This is a genomic window from [Clostridium] fimetarium (assembly GCF_900111235.1).
Classification (GTDB): domain Bacteria; phylum Bacillota; class Clostridia; order Lachnospirales; family Lachnospiraceae; genus Clostridium_N; species Clostridium_N fimetarium.
The window spans coordinates 298,505-321,672 of record NZ_FOJI01000002.1 but is presented as its reverse complement, the minus strand read 5'-3'; the positions used below and the strand labels follow the sequence as shown (position 1 = coordinate 321,672).

The 23,168-nt window shown below is 34.5% G+C and carries 19 protein-coding genes; all 19 read right to left on the bottom strand.

The genetic code is table 11. The features are described from left to right. Window positions 1-125 precede the first annotated feature (125 nt). Complete coding sequence (locus BMY18_RS03810; protein ID WP_092450730.1) at window positions 126-1,343, bottom strand: type II secretion system F family protein; 1,218 nt, start codon at window positions 1,341-1,343, stop codon at window positions 126-128. Between the two features lie 312 nt (window positions 1,344-1,655). Then, the gene (locus BMY18_RS03805) at window positions 1,656-2,711 is read right to left on the bottom strand and encodes a type IV pilus twitching motility protein PilT (RefSeq protein ID WP_092450728.1); all 1,056 of its coding nucleotides are present in this window, start codon (window positions 2,709-2,711) and stop codon (window positions 1,656-1,658) included. Between the two features lie 48 nt (window positions 2,712-2,759). Next, window positions 2,760-4,460: a GspE/PulE family protein gene (locus tag BMY18_RS03800; RefSeq protein ID WP_092450726.1), complete on the bottom strand. Its 1,701-nt coding sequence runs from the start codon at window positions 4,458-4,460 to the stop codon at window positions 2,760-2,762. Window positions 4,461-4,544: 84 nt separating this feature from the next. Then, window positions 4,545-5,684: a hypothetical protein gene (locus BMY18_RS03795; protein ID WP_092450723.1), complete on the bottom strand. Its 1,140-nt coding sequence runs from the start codon at window positions 5,682-5,684 to the stop codon at window positions 4,545-4,547. 181 nt (window positions 5,685-5,865) lie between these two features. Further along, a complete protein-coding gene (locus BMY18_RS03790; RefSeq protein WP_092450721.1) occupies window positions 5,866-6,855 on the bottom strand; it encodes a hypothetical protein in 990 nt (329 codons plus the stop codon). Window positions 6,856-6,994: 139 nt separating this feature from the next. Further along, complete coding sequence (locus tag BMY18_RS03785) at window positions 6,995-8,803, bottom strand: aminopeptidase P family protein (protein ID WP_092450719.1); 1,809 nt, start codon at window positions 8,801-8,803, stop codon at window positions 6,995-6,997. A gap of 122 nt (window positions 8,804-8,925) precedes the next feature. Further along, the gene (sigK, locus tag BMY18_RS03780) at window positions 8,926-9,543 is read right to left on the bottom strand and encodes an RNA polymerase sporulation sigma factor SigK (RefSeq protein ID WP_092450717.1); all 618 of its coding nucleotides are present in this window, start codon (window positions 9,541-9,543) and stop codon (window positions 8,926-8,928) included. A 215-nt stretch (window positions 9,544-9,758) separates the two neighbouring features. Further along, a complete protein-coding gene (locus tag BMY18_RS03775) occupies window positions 9,759-11,006 on the bottom strand; it encodes a peptidase U32 family protein (RefSeq protein WP_092450715.1) in 1,248 nt (415 codons plus the stop codon). Continuing rightward, complete coding sequence (locus BMY18_RS03770) at window positions 11,006-11,683, bottom strand: O-methyltransferase (protein WP_092450713.1); 678 nt, start codon at window positions 11,681-11,683, stop codon at window positions 11,006-11,008. The genes BMY18_RS03775 and BMY18_RS03770 overlap by 1 nt, the downstream gene beginning before the upstream one ends. 146 nt (window positions 11,684-11,829) lie before the next feature. After that, a complete protein-coding gene (locus tag BMY18_RS03765; protein WP_092450711.1) occupies window positions 11,830-12,213 on the bottom strand; it encodes an MltG/YceG/YrrL family protein in 384 nt (127 codons plus the stop codon). A 40-nt stretch (window positions 12,214-12,253) separates the two neighbouring features. Further along, on the bottom strand, window positions 12,254-12,595 hold the full coding sequence (locus BMY18_RS03760; RefSeq protein ID WP_092450709.1) for a YlbF/YmcA family competence regulator: 342 nt from the start codon (window positions 12,593-12,595) through the stop codon (window positions 12,254-12,256). A gap of 456 nt (window positions 12,596-13,051) precedes the next feature. Beyond that, entirely contained in the window at window positions 13,052-14,716 is a 1,665-nt protein-coding gene (locus tag BMY18_RS03755; protein ID WP_092450707.1) for a ribonuclease J, read from the bottom strand. Window positions 14,717-14,874: 158 nt separating this feature from the next. Next, window positions 14,875-15,141: a DUF1292 domain-containing protein gene (locus tag BMY18_RS03750; RefSeq protein ID WP_092450705.1), complete on the bottom strand. Its 267-nt coding sequence runs from the start codon at window positions 15,139-15,141 to the stop codon at window positions 14,875-14,877. A 2-nt stretch (window positions 15,142-15,143) separates the two neighbouring features. Then, complete coding sequence (ruvX, locus tag BMY18_RS03745; protein ID WP_092450703.1) at window positions 15,144-15,641, bottom strand: Holliday junction resolvase RuvX; 498 nt, start codon at window positions 15,639-15,641, stop codon at window positions 15,144-15,146. A 2-nt stretch (window positions 15,642-15,643) separates the two neighbouring features. Then, window positions 15,644-15,901 carry an IreB family regulatory phosphoprotein gene (locus tag BMY18_RS03740; RefSeq protein WP_092450999.1) on the bottom strand — a complete coding sequence of 86 codons (258 nt, stop codon included), beginning with the start codon at window positions 15,899-15,901 and terminating at the stop codon, window positions 15,644-15,646. An 831-nt stretch (window positions 15,902-16,732) separates the two neighbouring features. Continuing rightward, window positions 16,733-17,425 (bottom strand): DUF4956 domain-containing protein, encoded by a 693-nt coding sequence (locus tag BMY18_RS03735; protein ID WP_092450700.1) that lies wholly within the window; start codon window positions 17,423-17,425, stop codon window positions 16,733-16,735. Further along, window positions 17,362-18,159 carry a polyphosphate polymerase domain-containing protein gene (locus tag BMY18_RS03730; protein ID WP_092450698.1) on the bottom strand — a complete coding sequence of 266 codons (798 nt, stop codon included), beginning with the start codon at window positions 18,157-18,159 and terminating at the stop codon, window positions 17,362-17,364. Before BMY18_RS03730 ends, BMY18_RS03735 begins: the two co-directional genes overlap by 64 nt. Window positions 18,160-18,453: 294 nt before the next feature. Beyond that, window positions 18,454-20,763 carry a DNA gyrase/topoisomerase IV subunit A gene (locus tag BMY18_RS03725; RefSeq protein ID WP_092450696.1) on the bottom strand — a complete coding sequence of 770 codons (2,310 nt, stop codon included), beginning with the start codon at window positions 20,761-20,763 and terminating at the stop codon, window positions 18,454-18,456. Between the two features lie 420 nt (window positions 20,764-21,183). Beyond that, window positions 21,184-23,097 (bottom strand): DNA gyrase/topoisomerase IV subunit B, encoded by a 1,914-nt coding sequence (locus BMY18_RS03720; RefSeq protein ID WP_092450694.1) that lies wholly within the window; start codon window positions 23,095-23,097, stop codon window positions 21,184-21,186. Window positions 23,098-23,168: the final 71 nt, after the last annotated feature.

Genomic DNA, 23,168 nt, shown 5'->3' with positions numbered 1-23,168 from the left:
TATTTATATGAATTTCGCTTCTATTCACCGGGTAAGTGAAACGCGAAATTATATATGAATTTTACTGAATGTATCACCTATTTTCATTGCGAAAATGATACAAACCTCCTACATAATTAAACATTCTACCCTAACGTATTGTATAGCTGAATCATTGGAGAGTATATGGCCATAATCAATCCACAAACTATAGCTGCCATTACCAAGATTATCATAGGTTCCATAAGTGCAGTTACCTGTTGCGTTGTAATCTCAACCTCTTCATCATAGTAGTTTGCTACATTATTAAGCATCTCTTCCAAATTACCAGTTTCTTCACCGATATTGGTCATATGAATTACCATTGATGGAAATAGATTCGATGCACGAAGCTGCGTTGACAATGAAAGCCCGAGTCCAACTCCAGACTTTACTTTCATCAAAGCTTCTTTAAACTTTACATTATCCATAGTCTTAGCCGTAATATCAAGTGCATCAATCATTGGCATACCAGCTGCTAAAAGTGTTCCAAATGTCCTTGAAAATCTTGCGCAAGCAGTCTTTGTAACGAGTGTTCCAAACACTGGAATTTTAAGTTTTATACTTGCAATTGTATGTAATCCATTGTCTGTCTTAGCGTATGTATTATAACCAACTACCACTGCTACAACAATTGCAATTAGTAGGTACCACTTCTGAGTAATAAAATTACTCATGTTAATAACAAATTGTGTAAATGGTGGCATGCTTTCTTCCATGTCTTCAAACATTTTCATGAAGCTTGGAATAACAAATGCCATCATAACAATAACAACACCAATCGCTACAAAACAAAGTACCATTGGATACATCATTGCTTTCTTTACCATACCCTTAAGCTTAGCGTCTTTCTCAAATTGAATAGCCATTCGTTCAATTGATATCTCCAAACTACCGGAGGACTCACCTGCCGAAATCATGTTAATTAAAAGTGGAGGAAACACATTCCCTTCCAACCTCATCGCATCTGCAAGGTTTTCACCCTTCTCTACATTACTTTGAACATTCTTCAAGGCTTGTCTAAGTGACTTGTTCTCGGTCTGTTCACTTAACATCTCTAGCGCACTAATAACGCTAACTCCAGCTTTTAAAATACTACTGAATTGTCTACAAAACACACTTAAGTCTCTAGTTTTAACCTTCTTTACTCCCAGCCCAAACGAAAGGCTAAGGTCCTTATCTAAAAAGTTCTGTGATTTTATGACAATCGGAGTGTATCCCTCTGTCTTGAGCTGTCTAGCAGCTTCATCTCTATTTTCAGCTTCAATAGATCCTTTTTTTTCCTTACCAGTGGCCGCAACCGCAGTGTATGAAAATGTTTCCATATATCGTTCTCCCGTTTTCAAATATATAGTTTGTATAAATTTTATAATTATATTCTATCGTTTTATAAAACCTTTATCTTTTATAAGTTCTTTCATAATATTTTGTTTTTTATAAGTTTCTTAATAAGATTTTATCTTTTATATCTTTCCAATAACATTTTATATTTTATAGATTTATTAATAATATTTTTTTATTATAACACGTTTACAAAATTTGGAAATGGTTTTTTAAAAAATTCACAAAATAATTTATAAAATAGCCATAATTTAAAAACTATTTCGCTATTTCGACATTAATTGTCAATTTCTTTACTATAATAGCTTTCTTTCCATCGATGCACAATCTTGTGCAAAGCCTACTGCATTCTCTCTATCAATCAGTCCACGCATATATAGATCATAAATAGAGTCATCCATTGTCTGTAGTCCAGATTTTTTGTTAGTTTGAATAATGGAACCTATTTGAAAGGTCTTGCCTTCACGAATCAAATTCTTGATAGCAATGTTTGCGTGCATTACCTCAAAAGCAGCAACGCGGTCTTGGTGATCTGCTGTTGGCAATAACTGTTGTGACACGACTGATTCAAGAACCATAGCTAGCTGAATTCTGATCTGCTGCTGTTGATGCGGAGGAAAAACATCAATTATTCTATCAATTGTACTTGCTGCGCCAATTGTGTGCAATGTTGACAAGACAAGATGTCCAGTTTCAGCCGCAGTTATAGCGGTTGCAATGGTTTCAAGATCTCTCATCTCTCCTACAAGAATAACATCTGGATCTTCTCTGAGTGCTGCTCTTAGGGCTGCGGCATAGGAATGTGTATCAAGTCCAATTTCTCTTTGATTAACCATAGCGAGTTTATGTTGGTGAAGATATTCGATTGGATCTTCAAGTGTTATTACATGAACATTTCTTGTATTATTAATTTTATCAATTAAAGATGCCAATGTTGTTGACTTACCGCTTCCAGTAGGTCCTGTAACAAGCACTAATCCTCTTTTTTTAGTATATAAATCCACCACTGACTGTGGTATGCCAAGTTCCTCTGGTTTTGGTATAATTGTACCAACAATACGCATAGCACATGCAACAGACCCTCTTTGCTTGAATACATTCACTCGGAATCGACCTACTTGATTTATGGAAAAAGCAAAATCCACTTCACCCTTTTCATTAAATATACTAGTCTGACGCTCATTCATAATACTAAGAATTATATTCTCAGCATCAGTTGGAGTGAGCTTAGGATAATCCAAATCAACAAGTTCACCATGTACCCTGACCCTTGGTGGTAATCCTACTGTCATATGGACATCTGATGCACCTAACTCTTTTGCTATTTTAAGTAACTGTTCAACTGTTACCATTACTACTACCTCCAATTATTTGTATTAAATATAATTACAATTTTAATACTAATTTTCAACTTCATATGTAACTTTTACCATCTCAGATACTGTTGTGACTCCATTGCGTACATAATCAGCTGCTGCCGCTTTCAAAGTATTCATGCCTTCCTCAACTGCCATATCTCTAATCTCTTCTGCACTCGCGCTATTTGTAATTAAATTCTTAATTTTGGGTGTTATGGTCATAATCTCATATATACCAATACGTCCTAGATAACCTGTGTTATTACATAACTTACAGCCACAAGGTACATATAATGTAAATTCTTCTTCAGGGTCAAGTCCAAGTTCATATTTTTCTTCCTCGGTTGCTATTTGGGGAGTTTTGCATATACATAACCTTCTTACCAAACGCTGAGCAATAACACCTACAAGTGAATCTGATATCAAATAAGGTTCAATTCCCATATCTTGAAGTCTTGAAATAGAGCTTGCTGTAGAGTTCGTATGAAGTGTACTAACTACCAAATGTCCAGTAATTGATGCCCTAACTGCGATCTGCGCGGTTTCAGTATCTCTAATTTCACCAATCATAATAATATCAGGATCTTGTCGAAGAATTGATCGCAACGCATTTGCAAATGTCATATCAGCTTTATTATTAACTTGTACCTGATTGATTCCATCAATATTAGCTTCCACTGGATCTTCAACCGTAATAATATTAACATCTTCACTATTGAGTGAGCTAAGCGCTGTGTACAACGTTGTAGATTTACCACTACCCGTTGGTCCTGTAACAAGAATGATTCCATGTGGATTTTTCAAAATAGTATCAAATTTTTTGAGATCCTTTTCTGAGAGTCCAAGGTCCTTCTTTTCCTTTTTGAAGCCTTCTTTTGAAGCAAGACGCATAACAACTTTTTCTCCGTACACTGTGGGAAGATTAGATACACGAATATCATATTCTTTATTATCCACCATTAATGTAATTCGTCCATCTTGAGGCTTTCTTCTCTCAGATATATCCATCCCAGACATAATCTTGAGTCTGGCAATCATTGCACCAAGAAGTGAACGATCATAGGTGATAGACTCAAACAAACTACCATCCACGCGGTAACGGACACGAACAAATCTTTCAAATGGCTCAATATGTATATCGCTGGCTCTCTGCCTTACAGCTTGTTCAATTACATTGTTAACCAATTGAACAATCGGTGCGCTTTCTACATCTTCTTTTCGGGCCTTTTCTTCTTCACTTTCTACTTCTTGAATTCCTAGTTCCTTCTTATAGAGTTCTGCAATATTTTGTGCCTGCTGTTTTCCAAATATCTTATCAAGAAGCGCTTTGATTTGCACTGCATTCGCAAGCATTGGCAAAACTTGTTTTCCTGTAATCATATTAATATCATCCATTGCAATAATATTCATCGGATCAGCCATGGCGACTTTAATTACACTCATATTATTTCTTTCATAACCGAGTGGTACAATTGTATATTTTCTCATTGTTTTTTCATCTAACAAATGAATAAACTTATCTTCTATTTCTACGGTTCTTATATCTATAAATTCAATATTCAAATGTTCACAAAGCACATTATTTAGATTTTCTTGGGAAATATAGTCCAACTCAACCAACATCTCTCCTAGCATTACTCCCTTGGACTTCTGCTCTGAAAGTGCTCTGTTAAGTTGGTTTTGATCAATAATGCCCCTCTGCAATAAAATATCCCCAATTCTGACCTTTTTCTTATAGTCCATAATGCCTCCTTAAATTATTCACACATAATATAAGTATAGCATTTTGTTATCTACAATTAAAGTTTTATTTGGAAAATATTAACTTTATTTTAGTCCACTGATTTCCGTGATTGTATATGAGTTTGCCTTGCTGGTAATAACCCGGCCTAATATATCGTCGTAATTTAAACCACATATATATCTAGTGCTTTGATTATTATGAGCAATTGTAAATTTATCATCATTCGTTATAATTCCATCTGGATACTCAAACGCAAAATATATGTCTGATGTCGTTGATCCATTAGAAATGTTTGCTTTGAATAAAATATATATATAATTATTTGTAATTACGTCTGTATTGACTTTTTTGGTTAAATAAACAGCCTTCACTAGTTCTGTATTATTTACCCATTCATTATTATATTGAAACAGATACGTAGAATCATTTGTTGCCTTGTAAAACATTCTAAACTTTAAGCTATCTGTCTCCGATTTGATTGTATCAGCAGATTCTGTTTTAATAATTTGAAGAAGCGACATATCTATCTGTGAAACATCAGATAAATAGCTATTTACTTTGTCAACCTTATATTCTTTTGAGTAGCTTTGAAGGATATAACCGCGTTGTGTCATCTCCTCTTCGGTAGCATTACACTTTACAATAACTACATCACCCTTAGAAATATTTGATGGATTTTGTATTGTAAATGATATATTTTTCAAATCATCTTCTGTCCATTTATTAGATACGTTAGCATAGGCTTCTGGGCTTATCCCCGCAACAATAACCTCGACATTTTCAAAAATGTCGATTGTTTTTCCATCTCCAAGACCACTCACTTTTATGCTATATTTTAATTTACTAAAATCACAATCAACTTTTTTTGCAGATGCTTTGTCGTAGGAAACCGTTATCCCAACGCTATCACCATTTGATAGATCACTTCCATTTGTTTCAACAGTAATAGAATCTATAACCGCTTTTATCTTGGCCAATACTACGGTATTTTTCTCTTCGCCAGCTAGTTGTATGTATAGCTTGTCTTTTTCAACTTCGCAAATTGCCTTACCTCTACTTTGCAAGCCTGAATATGTAACGTTTATATAATTCGATATATTTACTGATCTGTTACTCGTTGGTGCAAAGCACTTGATTATGACAAAAACTATAGCTACAATTAGCACTGCTAATAAAATTATTATTTTTATATTAATTGATTTCTTTTTAACGATATTTTCCATACTCTCAATTTAACCCTTTCAGTCTGCTTTTAAGTCAAAAAGATATTTGTAATCTGCCTACCTGCTTGCTTTAAGCTTGGCTTTAATAGTAACATAAAAGCAGCCGTCACACAAGGTAACGACTGCTAGCAATATTTACAATTTAATTAAATATGTGTTACATAATTCTTACTTTAGGTTATTAATTAATTCCTAATTTTGACAAAATCGCCAATACTTCTGCAAGTGTTGCTGACTTCGTTGGTAATGTATATGTTGCAGTCGCTTTTTCACTATATGTAATATTCATTACACTATTCACTGATTCTTCACTACTAGCTAATTTTGCATCCATTGCAATCGTAGCTTTTTTACTTCCAGATTCACCTTCCGTTTTAGCTGTTGCAGTGATATTCGTTTTGACGCCTTCTGAATTGAGTGTGCTTTGAAAATCTTGAATTGATTCTTTGAATTTTTGAGCATATTCAGTCTTATTAGTTGATAAAGATTCATCACCCATTTTATCAATATATGTTGCAATATCAATATTTCCTAGAGCTGTAAGAATTTTGTCTGTATTTTCAGGTGTAATCACAATATTTAGTGAACCATCTTTTAGAGAAAGAAATGATGTACCTGATTTTTCAGAAGTTTCTTTTATTATTCCAAAAATCATTTCAGTTAATTTTTTTGAATCAGCTGAAGTTACTGTTGAAGCTGATAAGTCTAACGTGCTTGTATCCACACCCGCAGCTGACAAATACTGTAACAGTTCTGCCTTTGTTATCATTACATAATCACTTGAAAGTGTTATATATGTTTTGATAATACTATAAGCTGGAAATAATGTTGTTATGAAATCGATTGCCTGCGTTGCATTAATATATACTGCTGAATCAGTAATAAATAATGTTGAAACTGGTGTAAATGATCCGTCTTCCATTTTATACGAAATCTCTACTGCTCCAGTATTATTGCCCATGTTAACTGCAACAACTTTACCCGCAAAATCCGTATTTCCTGTTGCTTGTTTTACTGAAAATGTCATGTCGATGTCAGCTTGATTTACTTCAAACGAAGATAATTGACTAACTGCGGCATCAACAGTTTTAGGTGTTGCTGAACTTCCGCAAGCTGTCATTGACATCACCATTGTTGCTACTAAAAATAATGCTACTAATTTCTTTTTCATTTTAAATCTCCTCATATTTTGATACTGTCGTTCCCTTTTACCTGCTAAATGCAATATTTATTGCCAAGCCATTACTTAAATCATACTAGTATCATATTATTGTAAACGTGTTTTGTTCCAAAACACGTTTACAATCGTATCACTTTAGAGCGATTTTGTAAACAGGGCCCGTATATTTTTTCAACCAAACGCTCTCTTTATCATCCAAATATGGTGCTAAACAATGATATACGAATTGATGATATTTATTTAATCTTTCAATGTCGAGTTCATTTAAATACTCAGTATCTACTAAATCTAAATCGATCGGTACAACTGTAAGCGTTTCAAATTCCATAAATTGACCATATTCGTTTTTTTGCGCTTTTTTACATACGATTTCATTTTCAATTCTGATACCATAACTTCCTTCAATGTATACGCCGGGTTCATTTGAAGTCACCATACCTTCTTCTATTACGCATGGATCATTACGACCAGGAATATGTCTCCATCTAAATCCGTTCGGAGCTTCGTGAACATTGAGAAGATAACCAACCCCATGTCCTGTACCACAGCGATAATCAATCCCTTCACTCCACAATGGTCCTCTTGCCAGTATATCTAAATTCATGCCACTGCAACCATATAAAAACTTTGCACTAGAAAGATTTAGCATCCCTTTTAGAGTTAATGTAAAATCTTTTTTCATCTGTTTGGTTACTAGACCAAGCGCAATTGTTCTTGTGACATCTGTTGTGCCTTCATAATATTGTCCACCAGAATCCACCAACAGCATTCCTTCAGGTTTAAGGACTGCATTGCTTTGGTCCGTTGCACTATAATGCATCATTGCGGCATTTGAATTATATGCAGAAATTGTATTAAAGCTGAGTTCAATAAAACCTTCTTGCTCTCTTCTGCACTTCTCTAAATAATCAGCAGCGCTTATTTCTGTTATATTTTTTCCAGCTATCATATTTTCTTTTAACCAACGCAAAAATTTGGTTACAGCCACACCATCTTTTACATGTACAGCCTTTAAATTTTCTATTTCAATTCTATTTTTTATCGCTTTCATTAAAACTGTAGGATTCTGTACAACAACTGTTTTTGCAGTTGCTGGTATTTTATTATACAAAGAATAATTAATTCGCTCTAGGTCAATTAAAATTGAAGTATTTCCTATTTTCTCTACATAAGAATATACATCTTCATATGCTTTTATAATTATGTTATCTACTGCAAGCACATTTTTCACTTCCGTAGAAAGCTTGTCCTCATCTATAAACAAGCAAACTTCCTGCATTGTTATTACTGCAAATGCAAGTACCACTGGATTGTATTGCACATCATTTCCACGAATATTAAGTAGCCAACAAACATCATCTAGTGTAGCAATTAAATGAGTATCCACATTCTTGTGTGACATTTCACTTCTTAATCTTTTGAGCTTATCTTTAACTGGTTCACCCGCATATTTTACATCTAAAAGAAATGCTGGTTCTTTTGAGAGCGGTGGGCGGGCTGTCCAAATTATATCAACATAATCTTTATCATACAAAATTGTAGCATCTTTTTTATTAAGCATCTTTTCAAGTTCTAAGCCCCAGGCAGCTTCTATCGTTCGGCCATCAAACGCAACACATCCATTTTTAGAGATATTTGCATCTATATATTCCAATATTGTTGGTGTACCTGTAACATCTGCTTTCATTAATTGAATTTCTGTTCCTTGAAGTTGTTTTTCTGCTTGAATAAAATATCTTCCATCTGTAAATAGTGCGGATTTTGTATTCGTTATTACCAAGGTTCCCGCCGAACCTGTGAATCCTGACATAAATTCTCTTTCATCAAAATACACACCCGTATATTCTGATTGGTGAAAATCGGCCGTTTTTATTACGTATACATCTATTTTTTTATCTGACATAATGTCTCTTAACTGAATTAATCTGTTTTTAATCATGTTTGCTCTTGTCTCCTGTCTACTATTCTTTTAATCTTCTTAGTATATTCCCCAATGCATAGTTAAGTCAATAATTGAGCTCTAATTTGATAATTTTACTGACTTAACTATGCGAATCACTATCAAAACTTTTCCCTTAACTTTCGAAGTGCCTTTTTCTCTATTCTACTTACGTAACTTCTGCTTATATTAAGCTTCATTGCAAGTTCTCTCTGGGTTATTTCATCATGGCCATACAATCCATATCTTAAAATTATTATTTCTCGTTCACGTTCTGTTAGCAATTCATCAATAAACTGAAACACTTTAGATATATTTTGTCTTAATACATATTCTTCTACCACGTCAACATCATCAGCCTTAACAATTTCTATAAGACTGATTTCATTACCTTCTTTATCTGTTCCAATCGGTTCATATATCGAAACTTCTCTGGCTTTTCTCTTTTCACTTCTAAGCATCATAAGCAATTCATTATCGATACATTTAGCAGCATAAGTCGCAAGGCGACAACTTTTAGTTGAATCAAATGTGTTAACTGCTTTGATTAGACCAATTGTACCAACTGATAACAAATCCTCGATATTTCGGTCATTGGTTACATATTTCTTAACCATGTGGGCAACGAGCCTCATATTTTTTTCTATCAATATGTTCTTGGCTTCAAGATCCCCTTCTTTGTATTTTTGGAGATATAGCTTTTCTTCCTCCTCTGACAAAGGTTTTTCAAATGTTTTCAAAAGAAAGGCACCTCACCACATCATTTATATATAATATGTTTTGAAATGCCATATGTTGCTTTTCCAAGAAATTATTACTTTGTTTATTTCAGATTATGATATTGAATATTATACAAAGGACAGGTTGATTATTTAGAAAATATAATGAACTAGTTAGGCTTATAAAATAGAAAAAGATAAAGGAGCGCTATTATTCTCCTTTATCTTTTTAGTATTTAATCTTCTTTACGTCGGAGGATATCATACTTATCTAACTTAACTCCTAGATCAATGAACAAATTTTGTTTTGGATGTGGGGCGCTCTCCACATTTTGACCTTCTTCGTCTTTGATTGTCTTGACAGTCACTAGCAGATTGTCGCCGTTAGGCTTCATTACTTCTATGGTTTCGCCAACACTGAACTTATTACGCTGTTCAATATGGTATAACCCTTCTTCATTTTCTTCTCCAACGATGCCAAGATATGTGTACTCACGTACATATGTGCTATTATCATATATCTGGGTGGTTTCGTCCGGTTTTCCAAAGAAAAAGCCTGTTGTATATTGTCTATAAGTACACTTTGAAATTTCTGATTTATAAAAAGGAAGTCTGCTCTTATAGTATTCTGGATCTTTTAAGAAATCATCAATTGCAAGTCTATATGTTCTTGCTACTGTAGCGACATACAAAGCTGTCTTCATTCTTCCTTCTACCTTAAAGCTGTCGATTCCAGCTTCAATCATTTCCGGAATATGTTCTATCATGCATAAGTCTTTTGAGTTAAATATAAATGTGCCACGTTCATTTTCATATACTGGCATATATTCGCCTGGTCTTGATTCTTCCATAAGAGAATATTTCCATCTACATGGATGTGTGCAAGTACCTTGATTTGCATCACGGTTCGCCATGAAACTGCTGAGCAGACATCTGCCGGAATACGAAATACACATTGCGCCATGTATAAATGTTTCAATTTCCATATCCTCTGGAATATTTTTTCTTATTTCCTCGATTTCGACAAGCGAAAGTTCTCTAGCCGTTACTACTCTTTTTGCTCCAAGGCTATTCCAGAATTGAAAGATTCCATAATTTGTATTATTGGATTGTGTGCTTATATGAATATCGGTATTTGGCATAATTTCTCTTGCCATCGTAAAAATCGCAGGGTCAGCAATAATTAGTGCATCTGGTGCTATTTCTTTTAATTCTTCTAGATATTGTCTAACACCTTCAAGGTCCTGATTATGTGCAAATATATTAACAGTCACATAAACCTTGACCCCTCTTTCATGTGCAAACAATATACCTTCTTTCATATCTTCCATTGAGAAATTCTTTGCCTTTGCACGAAGTCCAAATTCCTCTCCGCCAATATAGATTGCATCTGCTCCAAATATTACTGCAGTTTTCAACACTTCTAAACAACTTGCAGGAATTAATAATTCTAACACTCTTTTGTTATATATATGTCCAGCCACTATTTGCCGCCTTTCTTTATCTTTAATGCCACATTTGATTTTTTAACACTTAACGTTATTCCATCACCAATCGGTACCACCGAAGTTATTAATTCGTCCATATGCGTGATGGTATAGAGATATTCTCTCATTCTTGTATGAATCGTTCTATTTCTACGAGTAACACCATAACGAGATTCAACAATATCGCCTTCTTGTAATACATTATCCGAAATCAAGAGTCCACCTGGGGCTAGAAGTCTCATCACTTCTGGGAGGAAGTTAATATATTGCCCTTTCGCTGCATCCATAAAGATAAAATCAAAGCCTGGTTCAAGCCCTGACATCACCTCAATTGCATCTCCTTCTAAGAGCGTAATAACATCTTCTTTTCCTGCCTTATTAAAATTAGCCTTGGCAATTGGAATTCTTTTTTCATAATTTTCAATCGTTGTAATCGTACAATTATCAGACATATTCTCACTCATAAGAATAGATGAGTAACCTACAGCAGCACCTATCTCCAAAATCCTTGAAGGTTGCTTCAAGGCTATCAAAACCTTGAGTAGATTACCCATCTCTTTTCTAATAATTGGAACGCGGTCTGCTATTGCCTGCTTTTCAATTTCATTGCATACATCGCTGTTACCTATATCTAACGAATTAATGTAAGCAACTATTCTTTCATTAACAATCATTTTCAAATCCTGTTCTATGTTTAATTATTTTGATATTTAAGTGCTTTTAAATTGATATTTTAATGCTTTCAAGTTCATATTTAAGTGCTTTCAAGTTCATATTTAAGTGCTTTAAAGTTCATTATTAAGTTTATGTTCTAGCGCAATTACTTTTCTGCACTCACAGTAGCCGCAGTACTCAACGTTTCCATCATCTGTGATGGTTTCATGGAAGTACCAAGCGTATATGTACCTTCTATAAATTTGTTTTTATAATCTGATAATTCGACCTGGACATAAAATACTTTCTTATCATCAATCAGGCCTTTTGTATATAAAATTTTAGTAAGCTGACTAGTTGTTATTTTATCTGGAATTGTAACTTCAACTTCTCTATTCAAACTTTCAATATCAACTGATTTTTCATTGAATACCTTGCCCCCAAATGCAAATGCATTGGTCCCAACGGAATATACTAAAAATATTACCAAAACGATTGCTATTGCATTCAAAGAAATTCCTATTATAAGTTTAACGCTTTTATTTTTCATTTTATCAAATCTCCTTTGCGTAACCATATTATATCAGATATCACTTCAAAAAGTCTAGATTAAAATCAATATCCTCTATAATTGTTTTGCAAATCTCTTGAACCATTCGGCAGAGGCATATTTCAGCTTTTAAAAAATTGTTTGCCACATCTTGTGAACACTCAATTTCAAATCTACGACTAAAATCATCAATTGCTTCAAAAGAATTATCAAATTCTTCTGAGTTTTGGAGTTCAAATGTTTGTCGTCTCATATCGTCTACACTACGTTCAATATCCGGCTTTTCTGCCAGTAAATCCTTGCACTTTTTATAATTTAAATACTCTTCACTACTCTTCAGTGCTTCCGCCAGCTCATATTTCAATCTATCAATGTCACGCATTTTCTGTCCTCAAACTTAATATTTTAATCTACCAATCCAACACATTTTCAGCCCTAAAGCCTAATATTTTAGTCTATACATCTCAGATATTTTCTGCCCAAATCCTATTATTGGGATTTATCAATCCAATTCATTTTCCATCCTAAAGACTAATATTTCAATATAGCAATCTAGTGCATTTTCGGCCCTAAAGACTAATATTTCAATCTAGTGCCTTTTCCGCCCTTAAATCCTAATATTTGAATTTATCAATAAGCAACAACTTGAGCATTAAATTCCCTTCCAAAATGTAACTGTGAATATTAATTTCTAATTATACATTTTACCGCAGACCGGCTTCAAACAGCGCCCTTTGCTGTTTGAAGGAAAGGCAAGGCAAAATATATAATTATAAATTAATATTCACTCAGCACCCTCCCTGAAGAAATTTAACGCTCAACTCATTTAATTCAAATATTATGCCTCCATAATGATTGGAAGAATAACTGGATTCCTCTTCATTTTCTTCCACATATAATCGCTTAAATCATCTTTTATAATTCCCTTTATCTTGCTCCAGTCAGAAATGTTTTTATCTAAACAGTGTTGAACTGATTTTTCAACGACTGCTTTAGCATCATCCATAAGGCCTTCTGATTCTCTAACATATACAAATCCTCTCGAAACAATATCTGGACCCGAAAGTAATTGATTACTGAATTTTTCTAATGTGAGAACAACAATGATAATTCCGTTCTCAGCAAGATTTTGACGATCCCGAAGAACAATATTACCAACATCACCAACGCCAAGTCCATCAACAAGAATAGCTCCTGTCTGAACCTTACCTACTACTTCTGCTTTTTCCTCACTGAGTTCAAGTACATCCCCTGAACGAAGAACAAAGATGTTTTCTTTTTTAATTCCAAGGCCTTCCGCAAGTTCTGCTTGTCCCTTCAAATGTCTGTATTCACCATGCACAGGTATTGAATACTTTGGCTTTATAATTGAATACATAAGTTTGATTTCTTCTTCACAAGCATGTCCTGATACATGTGCATCTTGAAATATTACTTTTGCACCCTTCATACCAAGTTCATTAATTACTTTAGATACTGACTTTTCGTTTCCAGGTATTGGTGTTGAACTAAATATAACAACATCACCTGGTTGAATTGATACTTTTCTATGAAGTGATGCAGCCATTCTCGAAAGTGCTGCCATCGTCTCACCCTGACTACCCGTGGTAATAAGAACAATTTGCTCATTCGTATAATTCTTCATCTGTTCAGTTTCAATTAATGTTCCCGCCGGAATATCTAGGAATCCTAGTTCTTGTGCGACACCAACAATATTAACCATACTTCGTCCTTCCACACAAACTTTACGTTTGAACTTGCAGGCCGAGTTAATAATCTGTTGAACTCTGTCAACATTAGATGCAAATGTAGCAATAATAATTCTACTATGAATATTTTCACTAAATATTGTGTCAAATGTCTTACCAACTGTTTTTTCTGACATTGTAAATCCAGGTCTAAGTACATTTGTACTATCACACATAAGTGCAAGTACTCCCTTTTTACCCAGTTCACCAAATCTTTGCAAATCAATTGGATCCCCAAATACTGGAGTATAATCTACCTTGAAATCGCCTGTATGGACGATGGTCCCAGCAGGTGTAAATATAGCAAATGCAGCTGAATCAGCAATACTATGATTCGTTCTAATAAATTCAATTCTAAAACAACCCAAATTAATTGATTGTCCGTATTTAATAACTTTTCGCTTAACTTCACGCATCAAGTTATGTTCTTTTAACTTTGATTCGATGATACCCATTGTTAATTTTGTTGCATAAATCGGTACATTGACTTCTTTCAAAACGTAAGGGATTGCACCTATATGATCTTCATGACCATGCGTAATTACAAATCCCTTCACTTTAGCAATATTATCTTTCAAATATGTTATATCTGGAATCACCAAATCAATTCCAAGCATTTCATCATCCGGAAACGCAAGACCGCAGTCAATAACAATAATACTGTCCTCGCTTTCGATGGCAGTCATGTTCATTCCGATCTGCTCAAGACCACCTATTGGTATGATCTTAACAGTTCCATTATTCTCTTTTTTCAAATTCGCACCTCTTGATTTTATTTCTTTTGACCGCTATAAGCTATTGCAACTTGATTTGTCTCAACCCTCACTCCACTGTTTAAATCCATCGTCTACTAAACTTTATGGGATTACTTGTCAAAACAGAACTTGCTCAATTATAACGATTACATCTATATCTACATCTCAATATCTACATCTTCTAATAATTCTGCAAATACTTTTGAAACATATTCTAATTCATCATCATCTTCTACCATCTCGTAGATTGCTTCTGCTTCTGCTGCTGCTGAAGTATCTTTTAATATATAAGCTACCGCTTCGTCATCACCATCATCGTCTGATTCTGTAACCATAAGATAATTTATTCCATTGATTCTTGTTTCTTCAAGCACAAAAAATTCAACCAATCCTTCTTCATCAGTTTCAAACATTATCTTTTCCATTATTAATCCTCTTCTTTCGATTGTTCTTCTTGTAGCTCTTCTTGTTGTTGCTCTTGTTGTTCTTCTTGTAGCTTCTTTTTCATACTTAACATATCTAAATAACCCTGCAATATAATTGCAGCGGCAACTTTATCAACATATTCTTTTCTATCTTCACGTCTAACTTTGCTTTCCATTAGAATCTGGTTTGCAGATACTGTTGTGTATCTTTCATCCCACATTATGACAGGCAATCCTGTTCTTCTTTCAATCATTTGACCAAATTCAATTGATTTCTCTGCTCTGTCACCAATTGTATTATTCAAATGTTTTGGGAAACCAAGTACAACTCTTTCTACACCATATTCTTGTATTATCTCTTCTATTCGAGCCAAAGTTTGTCTTAGCTTATTATCTTCTTTCCTTCGTATTATCTCCAAACCTTGTGCAGTATATTCCAAGGGATCACAAACAGCAACACCAACTGTCTTGGTGCCATAATCAAGTCCTAATATTCTCATAATTAAAGACCTTTGCCTTCAATAAAATATTTTATTACTTCTTCAACAAGTTCATCTCTTTCAACCTTCATAATCAGGCTTCGAGCATTATTATGACTTGTTATATAAGTTGGATCACCTGACATAATATATCCAACAATCTGATTAACTGGGTTATATCCTTTTTCCTTAAGTGCTAAATATACCTGTTCCAAGATACCTTCTACTGAAATGGTCTTCTCTGGTTGTGTTTTGAAAAATTGTGTATTATTATCTACCATGTTTTCACGTCCTTTTTTAACTTCCATTTAATTTTAATATATTTTCCCAAATAAAGCAAGAAGGATTTGTTTTTTAATAATTACGGACGAAAACGCCAATGCATTTCCTCTTGTTCGCTATTGCCTCTACAACCTTACGTGATTGTCTGCATTCGGTTTGACACAAAAGGATGTGTCAACCGACTGTAGACAATCGCGTAAGGTTGTAACGGCAAATGCGGACAATTGAGGAAATGCATTGGCTTTTTCTGCTCGTTGGCTATTTGAAAAGCTGCACGGCGCGGGATGCGAGACGGTACTTATTTTTACGTGGTTGTAATGCAGATGCGGACAATTGAGGAAATGCATTGGCTTTTTCTGCTCGTTGGCTATTTGAAAAGCTGCACGGCGCGGGATGCGAGACGGTACTTATTTTTACGTGGTTGTAATGCAAATGCGGACAGTTGAGGAGATTCATTGGCTTTTTCTGCTCGTTGGCGATTCAAAAACTGCACGCGCGGTGATGCGTGACGGTACTTTTTTCACGTAGTTGTAACGGTAAATGCGGGCGATTGAGGAGATGCATTGGCTTTTTCTGCTCGTCAACGCTTCAAATGCTGCATTTTTTCTTTTTTTGGTTTTTGCGCCTTTTCTATGCTAATTGCACAACAGCGAGCAGAAAAAACAGATATATATCCTCAATTGTCCGCATTTGCCGTTACACCCATACTGGATTGTCTATAGGCGGTTGACACTTTAGTGTCGAACCGAATACAGACAATCCAGTATGGGTGTAGAGGCAATAGCGAACAAGAGGATATATATCTGTTTTTTCGTCCGTCCGTCCGTCCATCAATTCAACATAGAATAACTTTGATCGGGGATTAGCCCTAATGAAATATTCAAGTTCCCATTTCTACATCTGATTTCATCGATAAACGCTTTTTCATTTATATTTGTTTTCATGCCTACTATGAATGTTAATTCAAACAAAGTTCCCATATTAGTTGTTTTTACGTTCCTGAGTTCTGTTTTTTGTGTATAAGAATCAAATATATCATCAAAAGCTGATTGATAATTCAGATTTTCTGGGATTGTTATTTTTAATTGTTTTGAACATGATTTTTTTTCACCGAATGTTGATAATGAAAGTGCTAAAAGGACAACAATTATAGCCGTTACAAATATTGCTGCGAAGGTTATATAACCTAGTCCACAAGCCAATCCTGATGCCATTGAAAAAAACACAACAGCTATATCTTTTGCACTACCTGGCGCACTTCTAAAACGTACCAGTGCAAATGCACCTGCCATTGAAAATGCTCTTGCCACATTACTTCCAATAAGAAGTATTACCACTGATACGATAGCTGGAAGAATTACGAGTCCTATAATAAAATCGAGATTATACCCCTTCTTTTTTGAAGCTAGCATATATGATATTCCGATTGCAAAGCCAATAATGATTGCTGCCACCAATCCTAAAATTGCTGAGCTAATTGAAATTGTGTTCTCTGTAGTTGTTGTAAATATTGATTCAAGCATATTTGTTCTCCTTTAATTATTATTTTATTTACATAACTTTTGTATTCCGACGCATACTTTGAAAATGAGGTGGGATAAATATTTAACTCCGACATAAGTCTTGTAAACCATATGGGCGCTGCATTACTAATCTTAACCTCCATCAAAAACTTTCCATCCTCAAGCAACCTTTCACCATCATTTCCAGCTTCGAGTTTAATATTTTCTCTTCTTGCTTTAATATTAGTATCAAAGGTTAATCTAAAATTACCATCATTTTTTTCAAAATAAGCTCTTCTGTCATATGATATATGAACTTTCGGCACTACATTATAGAAGTTTTTAAAGTAATCAATCTCATTAAAGACTTGCTTATTAATTTGATTTTGATTTAGATCAGGGTATATATCATTATTAAAATAATCATAAGCCTCCGCAAGTTTAATAGCGGTTCTTCTCTTATTCACCTTGCCGTTATATTTTTTCTTAATTTCTATATACACCTGATCTTCAATTGATGGGATTCCATAACTTCTCATTCTCAATTTTTCTCTGTATACTGGCTTTTCAATAGAATTCCTAATCAGCGTATCATCTATAGTATCATAATAAATATTGCTTATACTATAGAATTCCTGACCAACATTGTATGCATCTAACTCCATATAATCATCGAGTCGTAAAAGTAACTGATTGTATGTTTTCTCATTCATCATATATTTTTTTTCATCTCTGTTAAAAACTTCAATTGCCATGCCTGTATCTCCTTAGCCCAAATATTGAACAGCCTTTATTGCTTTTGCTATCCTTGTTTAAGATAATTCTACATTACAAATGTGAATTAAGTTTGTAAACAATAGGTAAAATATGTGAAGAAGTTCTGTAAATTCTTAATCAAATAAAAAAAATGCGTATCAAGTATTTTACACTGTCAACGCATTTTCTCATTATTTACTTTCTTAATAATACTCGCAACTTTGTACCTTTTATGTTAATCCTCGCAGTTTTGTACCATTTGTGATTATACTCGTAGTTTTGTACCTTTTGTATTATACTCGCAGTTTTGTACCTTTTGTATCTCTGTGGGCCATCTTCATCTTATTCAAATCGACTTCTCTGCCTTTGTAATCTATAATGACTTCAGATGAATGCGAAAGCAGATATAAATCTTCAATCGAATCACCGTTTACAAGTTTCATTGCTCTTACTCCAACTGCACTTTTTTTCTTTTCAGGTATTTCAGACAGTGGAAATTTAAGAAATACCCCATTTACTGTTTGAAGAATAATGTATTGACGGCTTTCTACTACTTCTTCGTCACTTACTTCACCATCTAATGAAAACTTAGAATATACTGCAATCGTTGCATCTGTTGCATAAATCCCTATCAGTTTATCACCGTCTTGTAGCTTTGTCGAAGCCACCGTTTTTTTTGATACTTCAAATTCCGAAGTATCTACTAGCTTCATCATGCCCATATAAGTTGCAAACAACATTTTCACATTCTTAATGGACTGTGAATTGCATAAGTAAATAATAGTTTCACCACTGCTATCATAATTCCCAAGATTATCAATAGGCGTTCCTTTGTCTCTGAATTTTGTAAATGGGATATCATGAACTTTAATCTGATGAAGGTTTCCATTATCAGTAAATATACAGATTTTATCAGTATTCATACATGAGAAAATGTACTTATTCTCATTATGGACAGCCTCTTTATTTCTCTCATATGCAGCCATGTCTATCGTTTTCGCATATCCAAAACGATCCATAATAAACATAACTTCCTGTTCTTCTATTTTCTTTTCCTCAAAAGAAGCTTCTTTTCCATCTTCAATAACTGTTCTTCTTTCAATTGCATATTCTTTTTTGATTTTTTGTAAATCCTTTTTTATCACATTTGCCATAGCTTTCTTGCTTCCAAGAATTTTCTCATATTCTGCAATTTTAGCAAGTGTTTCTTCATATTCCTTCTGCAAAGCAAGCATTTCGAGGCCAATCAATCGATACAATCTCAATTCTAGAATTGCTGTTGACTGTCTTTCTGTAAAACACAGTTTTGAAGCATCTTTTTTTGACTGCTCTGATTTAAACCTAATATCAGTTACATCACCTGAAATCAAACATGCTTTTGCCTGCTTTAAGTTCTTACTTCCACGAAGGATTTCAATTATCAAGTCAATTATATCGCAAGCCTTAATAAGCCCTTCTTTAATTTCCTTATTATCTAGTTCTTTATTAAGAAGTGTTGTATATTTTCTAGTAGCTAAATCATACTGAAAGTTAATATGATGGACAATAATCTTCTTTAGGCCCATAACTTCAGGTCTTCCGTCAACTATAGCAAGCATATTTACACCAAAGGTGTCTTCTAATCTAGTTTTTTTGTAGAGCATATTGATAAGATTATCCACATCCGCATTTTTCTTTAATTCAATCACAATTCTGATTCCATCTTTTGATGATTCATTTGAAACATCAGTAATATCCGAAGTTTTCTTCGTTTCAACTAAGTCTACGATGTCAGAAATGAATTTTCCGATATTTGCACCAATCATTGTGTAAGGGATTTCACTTATTACAAGCTTGTCCTTATCAGCCTTTTTTTGAGCTGGCTCTAATGCAATCTTACCTCGGATCTTGATTTTACCTGTTCCGCCTTCATATATACTCAAAAGTTCACTCTTATTAACAACAAAACCACCCGTTGGAAAATCCGGTCCGATTACACTTTGCATTAATTCCTGCGTTGAAATATCTTCATTATCCATGTATGCACAAACTGCATCCACTACTTCACCTAGGTTGTGCGGAGGAATACTCGTCGTCATACCAACAGCAATACCTTCTGCACCATTTATTAAAAGATTCGGAACTCTAACAGGAAGCACTTCCGGTTCCTTCTCTGTCTCATCAAAGTTGGGAACAAAATCAACCACATTTTTATCAAGATCAGCGAGATAGACTTCTTGGGTGAATTTCATAAGTTTTGCTTCGGTGTAACGCATTGCCGCCGCGCCATCGCCCTCGATTGAACCAAAGTTACCATGTCCATCAACGAGTGCCATCCCTTTTTTGAAGTCCTGTTCCATAACAACTAAAGTATCATATATTGAACTATCACCGTGAGGATGGTATTTACCCATTGTATCACCAACGATACGTGCTGACTTTCTATGTGGTTTATCATAATTTAGCCCCAGTTGATCCATTGCGTAGAGAACCCTTCTTTGAACTGGTTTCAAGCCATCTCTTACATCAGGAAGCGCCCTTGCTGTAATAACGCTCATTGAATAGTCAATATATGACTTCTGCATCAACTCAGAAAATTCCGTTTTAATAATTTGTCCTGCCATAAACTTGCTCCCTCTTACGAATTTATCTAAACACCTATTATTCGTATCCTTTATTTGCATCTATTGTTTGTATTTATTTTTTGCATCTATTGGTTGTATCTATTCTTTGTAGCTATTCTTTACATCTATTGTTTGTATCTATTGTTTGTATCTATTCTTTTCGTCTTCGTGTCTTCGTCTTTTCGTCTTTTCGTCTTTTCGTCTTTTCGTCTTTTCATCTTTTCGCCTTTTCACCCATGATTTGAGTGTCAAACTCATTTCAAAAAGTACCCAGTGAATAACCATTTATAATGATGCATTTCGCCGCAGACCGGCTGAAAACAGCGCCCTTTGCTGTTTGAAGGAAAGGCAAGGCAAATACATCATTATAAATGATTATTCACTCATCACCTTCAACCCCGAGTTCCACCCTCAAATCATCTAAGCATCTATCTGAGCCTCATTTGCGTGCCTATATATAAATTCTCTTCTAGGAGGTACTTCACTTCCCATCAGCATTGATGTGACTTCTGTAGCCAACTTAGGATCTTCTATCTCTACTTGTTTTAAAGTTCTTGTTTCTGGATTAAGCGTTGTTTCCCATAATTGATCTGCATCCATCTCTCCAAGACCTTTGAATCGTTGAAGTGTAAATGATGCTGTATGTGATCTTCTATATTTCTCCAAGGCCTTCTCATCAAACAAATACTCACCGTCACCCTTTTTAGGAATAGCCTTATAAAGCGGAGGAGTGGCTAAATATATATGTCCTTGACTAATCAGTTCTGGCATAAATCTATAAAAAAATGTCAAAAGTAATGTTGCAATATGTGCTCCATCGACATCCGCATCAGTCATAATTATAATTTTACTATATCGAAGCTTTGAAATATCAAAATCATTGCCATATCCTTCAAGAAACCCGCATCCAAAGGCAGTAATCATAGTCTTGATCTCTTGATTTGCAAGCACTTTATCTATAGTAGCTTTCTCAACATTGAGGATTTTACCTCTAATTGGTAGAATCGCCTGAATCTTTCTATTTCTAGCAGTCTTTGCTGAACCTCCAGCAGAATCTCCCTCTACAATAAATACTTCGCACTCCTGCGCGTTTCTGCTCTCGCAGTTAGAAAGCTTTCCATTGCTGTCACATGAAAATCTAGCTTTCACTAATAAATTAGTCTTCGCTTTTTCTTCTGCTCTTCTAATTTTAGCTGACTTTTCAGCACATGAAATAACATTTTTTAAGGCCTCAATATTCTTATCAAAATACAACTGCATTTGTTCGCCTGTAATTTCTTGAACCACTTTTCCTGCATCTTGATTATCAAGTTTTGTCTTTGTCTGACCTTCAAATCTTGGGTCTGGATGCTTAATTGCAACAATAGCTGTCATACCATTACGTACATCTAGTCCAGTGAAGTTAGCATCTTTTTCTTTCAAAATACCAAGTTCCTTTGCGTATTGATTGATAATTGTTGTGAATTTTGTTTTATAGCCAGTAATATGGGTTCCACCCTCTTGCGTGTAAATGTTATTACAAAATCCAAGGATATTCTCTTCGAATTCATTTACAAATTGGAAAGCGACTTCAACTTCAATTCCTTCACTACTTTTTTTAAAATACACAATATCATGAACTTGTTCCTTACCATCATTTAAAGCTTTCACATATGCTTTAATACCATCTGGCTCATGATATATAAGTTTCTCCTGCTCATCTTGTCTTTTATCCTCGTAATTAATGATAAGTCCTGGATTAAGATATGCAGTTTCATGAAGTCTACTTTTTATCGCGTCAGACTTAAACTTTATCTTTTCAAATATTTCAAAATCCGGAAGAAATGTTACAGTTGTTCCTGTATCATTCTTTCTGCAAGTTCCAATTTGTTCAAGTGGGGCTGTTACTTTTCCCCTTTCATAACGTTGCTTATATATTGCTCCGTCTACCTTAATAACGACCTCCAGCCATTCTGAAAGTGCATTGACAACAGAAGCTCCAACACCGTGAAGTCCTCCAGAAATCTTATAGGCACCATCACCGAACTTTCCTCCAGCATGTAGAATTGTAAATACCACTTCAACAGCAGGTATACCAGCCTTTGGATGAATTCCGATAGGAATTCCTCTTCCATTATCCTTAATCGTTGCGGTTCCATCATTGTTAAGTGTAACGTCAATCTCACTACAAAAACCTGCAAGATGTTCATCTACTGCATTATCTGCAATTTCATAAATCAAATGGTTCAGTCCCTTAGTGGATACACTACCAATATACATTCCTGGACGTTTTCTAACGGCCTCAAGTCCTTCCAAAATAGATATACTAGTTGCATCATATTTTTTGTTTTCCATTTTATCCCCTTTCCAAACACCTATATTATACGTAAAAAGCACTCTACTTAATTCATAAAGTGCTTTTCAAT

Coding starts and splice junctions, on each gene's coding strand:
- BMY18_RS03770 (WP_092450713.1), bottom strand. CDS start 11,683: ATGATTGTTAATGAAAGAATAGTTGCTTACATTAATTCGTTAGATATA.
- BMY18_RS03735 (WP_092450700.1), bottom strand. CDS start 17,425: ATGCTTGAATCAATATTTACAACAACTACAGAGAACACAATTTCAATT.
- BMY18_RS03760 (WP_092450709.1), bottom strand. CDS start 12,595: ATGCGTGACATTGATAGATTGAAATATGAGCTGGCGGAAGCACTGAAG.
- BMY18_RS03725 (WP_092450696.1), bottom strand. CDS start 20,763: ATGGCAGGACAAATTATTAAAACGGAATTTTCTGAGTTGATGCAGAAG.
- BMY18_RS03790 (WP_092450721.1), bottom strand. CDS start 6,855: ATGAAAAAGAAATTAGTAGCATTATTTTTAGTAGCAACAATGGTGATG.
- BMY18_RS03750 (WP_092450705.1), bottom strand. CDS start 15,141: ATGGAAAAGATAATGTTTGAAACTGATGAAGAAGGATTGGTTGAATTT.
- ruvX (WP_092450703.1), bottom strand. CDS start 15,641: ATGAGAATATTAGGACTTGATTATGGCACCAAGACAGTTGGTGTTGCT.
- BMY18_RS03785 (WP_092450719.1), bottom strand. CDS start 8,803: ATGATTAAAAACAGATTAATTCAGTTAAGAGACATTATGTCAGATAAA.
- BMY18_RS03810 (WP_092450730.1), bottom strand. CDS start 1,343: ATGGAAACATTTTCATACACTGCGGTTGCGGCCACTGGTAAGGAAAAA.
- BMY18_RS03720 (WP_092450694.1), bottom strand. CDS start 23,097: ATGGAAAACAAAAAATATGATGCAACTAGTATATCTATTTTGGAAGGA.
- BMY18_RS03765 (WP_092450711.1), bottom strand. CDS start 12,213: ATGAAAAATAAAAGCGTTAAACTTATAATAGGAATTTCTTTGAATGCA.
- BMY18_RS03740 (WP_092450999.1), bottom strand. CDS start 15,901: ATGGTAGATAATAATACACAATTTTTCAAAACACAACCAGAGAAGACC.
- BMY18_RS03795 (WP_092450723.1), bottom strand. CDS start 5,684: ATGGAAAATATCGTTAAAAAGAAATCAATTAATATAAAAATAATAATT.
- BMY18_RS03730 (WP_092450698.1), bottom strand. CDS start 18,159: ATGGCAATTGAAGTTTTTAACAGAGATGAAAAAAAATATATGATGAAT.
- BMY18_RS03805 (WP_092450728.1), bottom strand. CDS start 2,711: ATGGTAACAGTTGAACAGTTACTTAAAATAGCAAAAGAGTTAGGTGCA.
- BMY18_RS03800 (WP_092450726.1), bottom strand. CDS start 4,460: ATGGACTATAAGAAAAAGGTCAGAATTGGGGATATTTTATTGCAGAGG.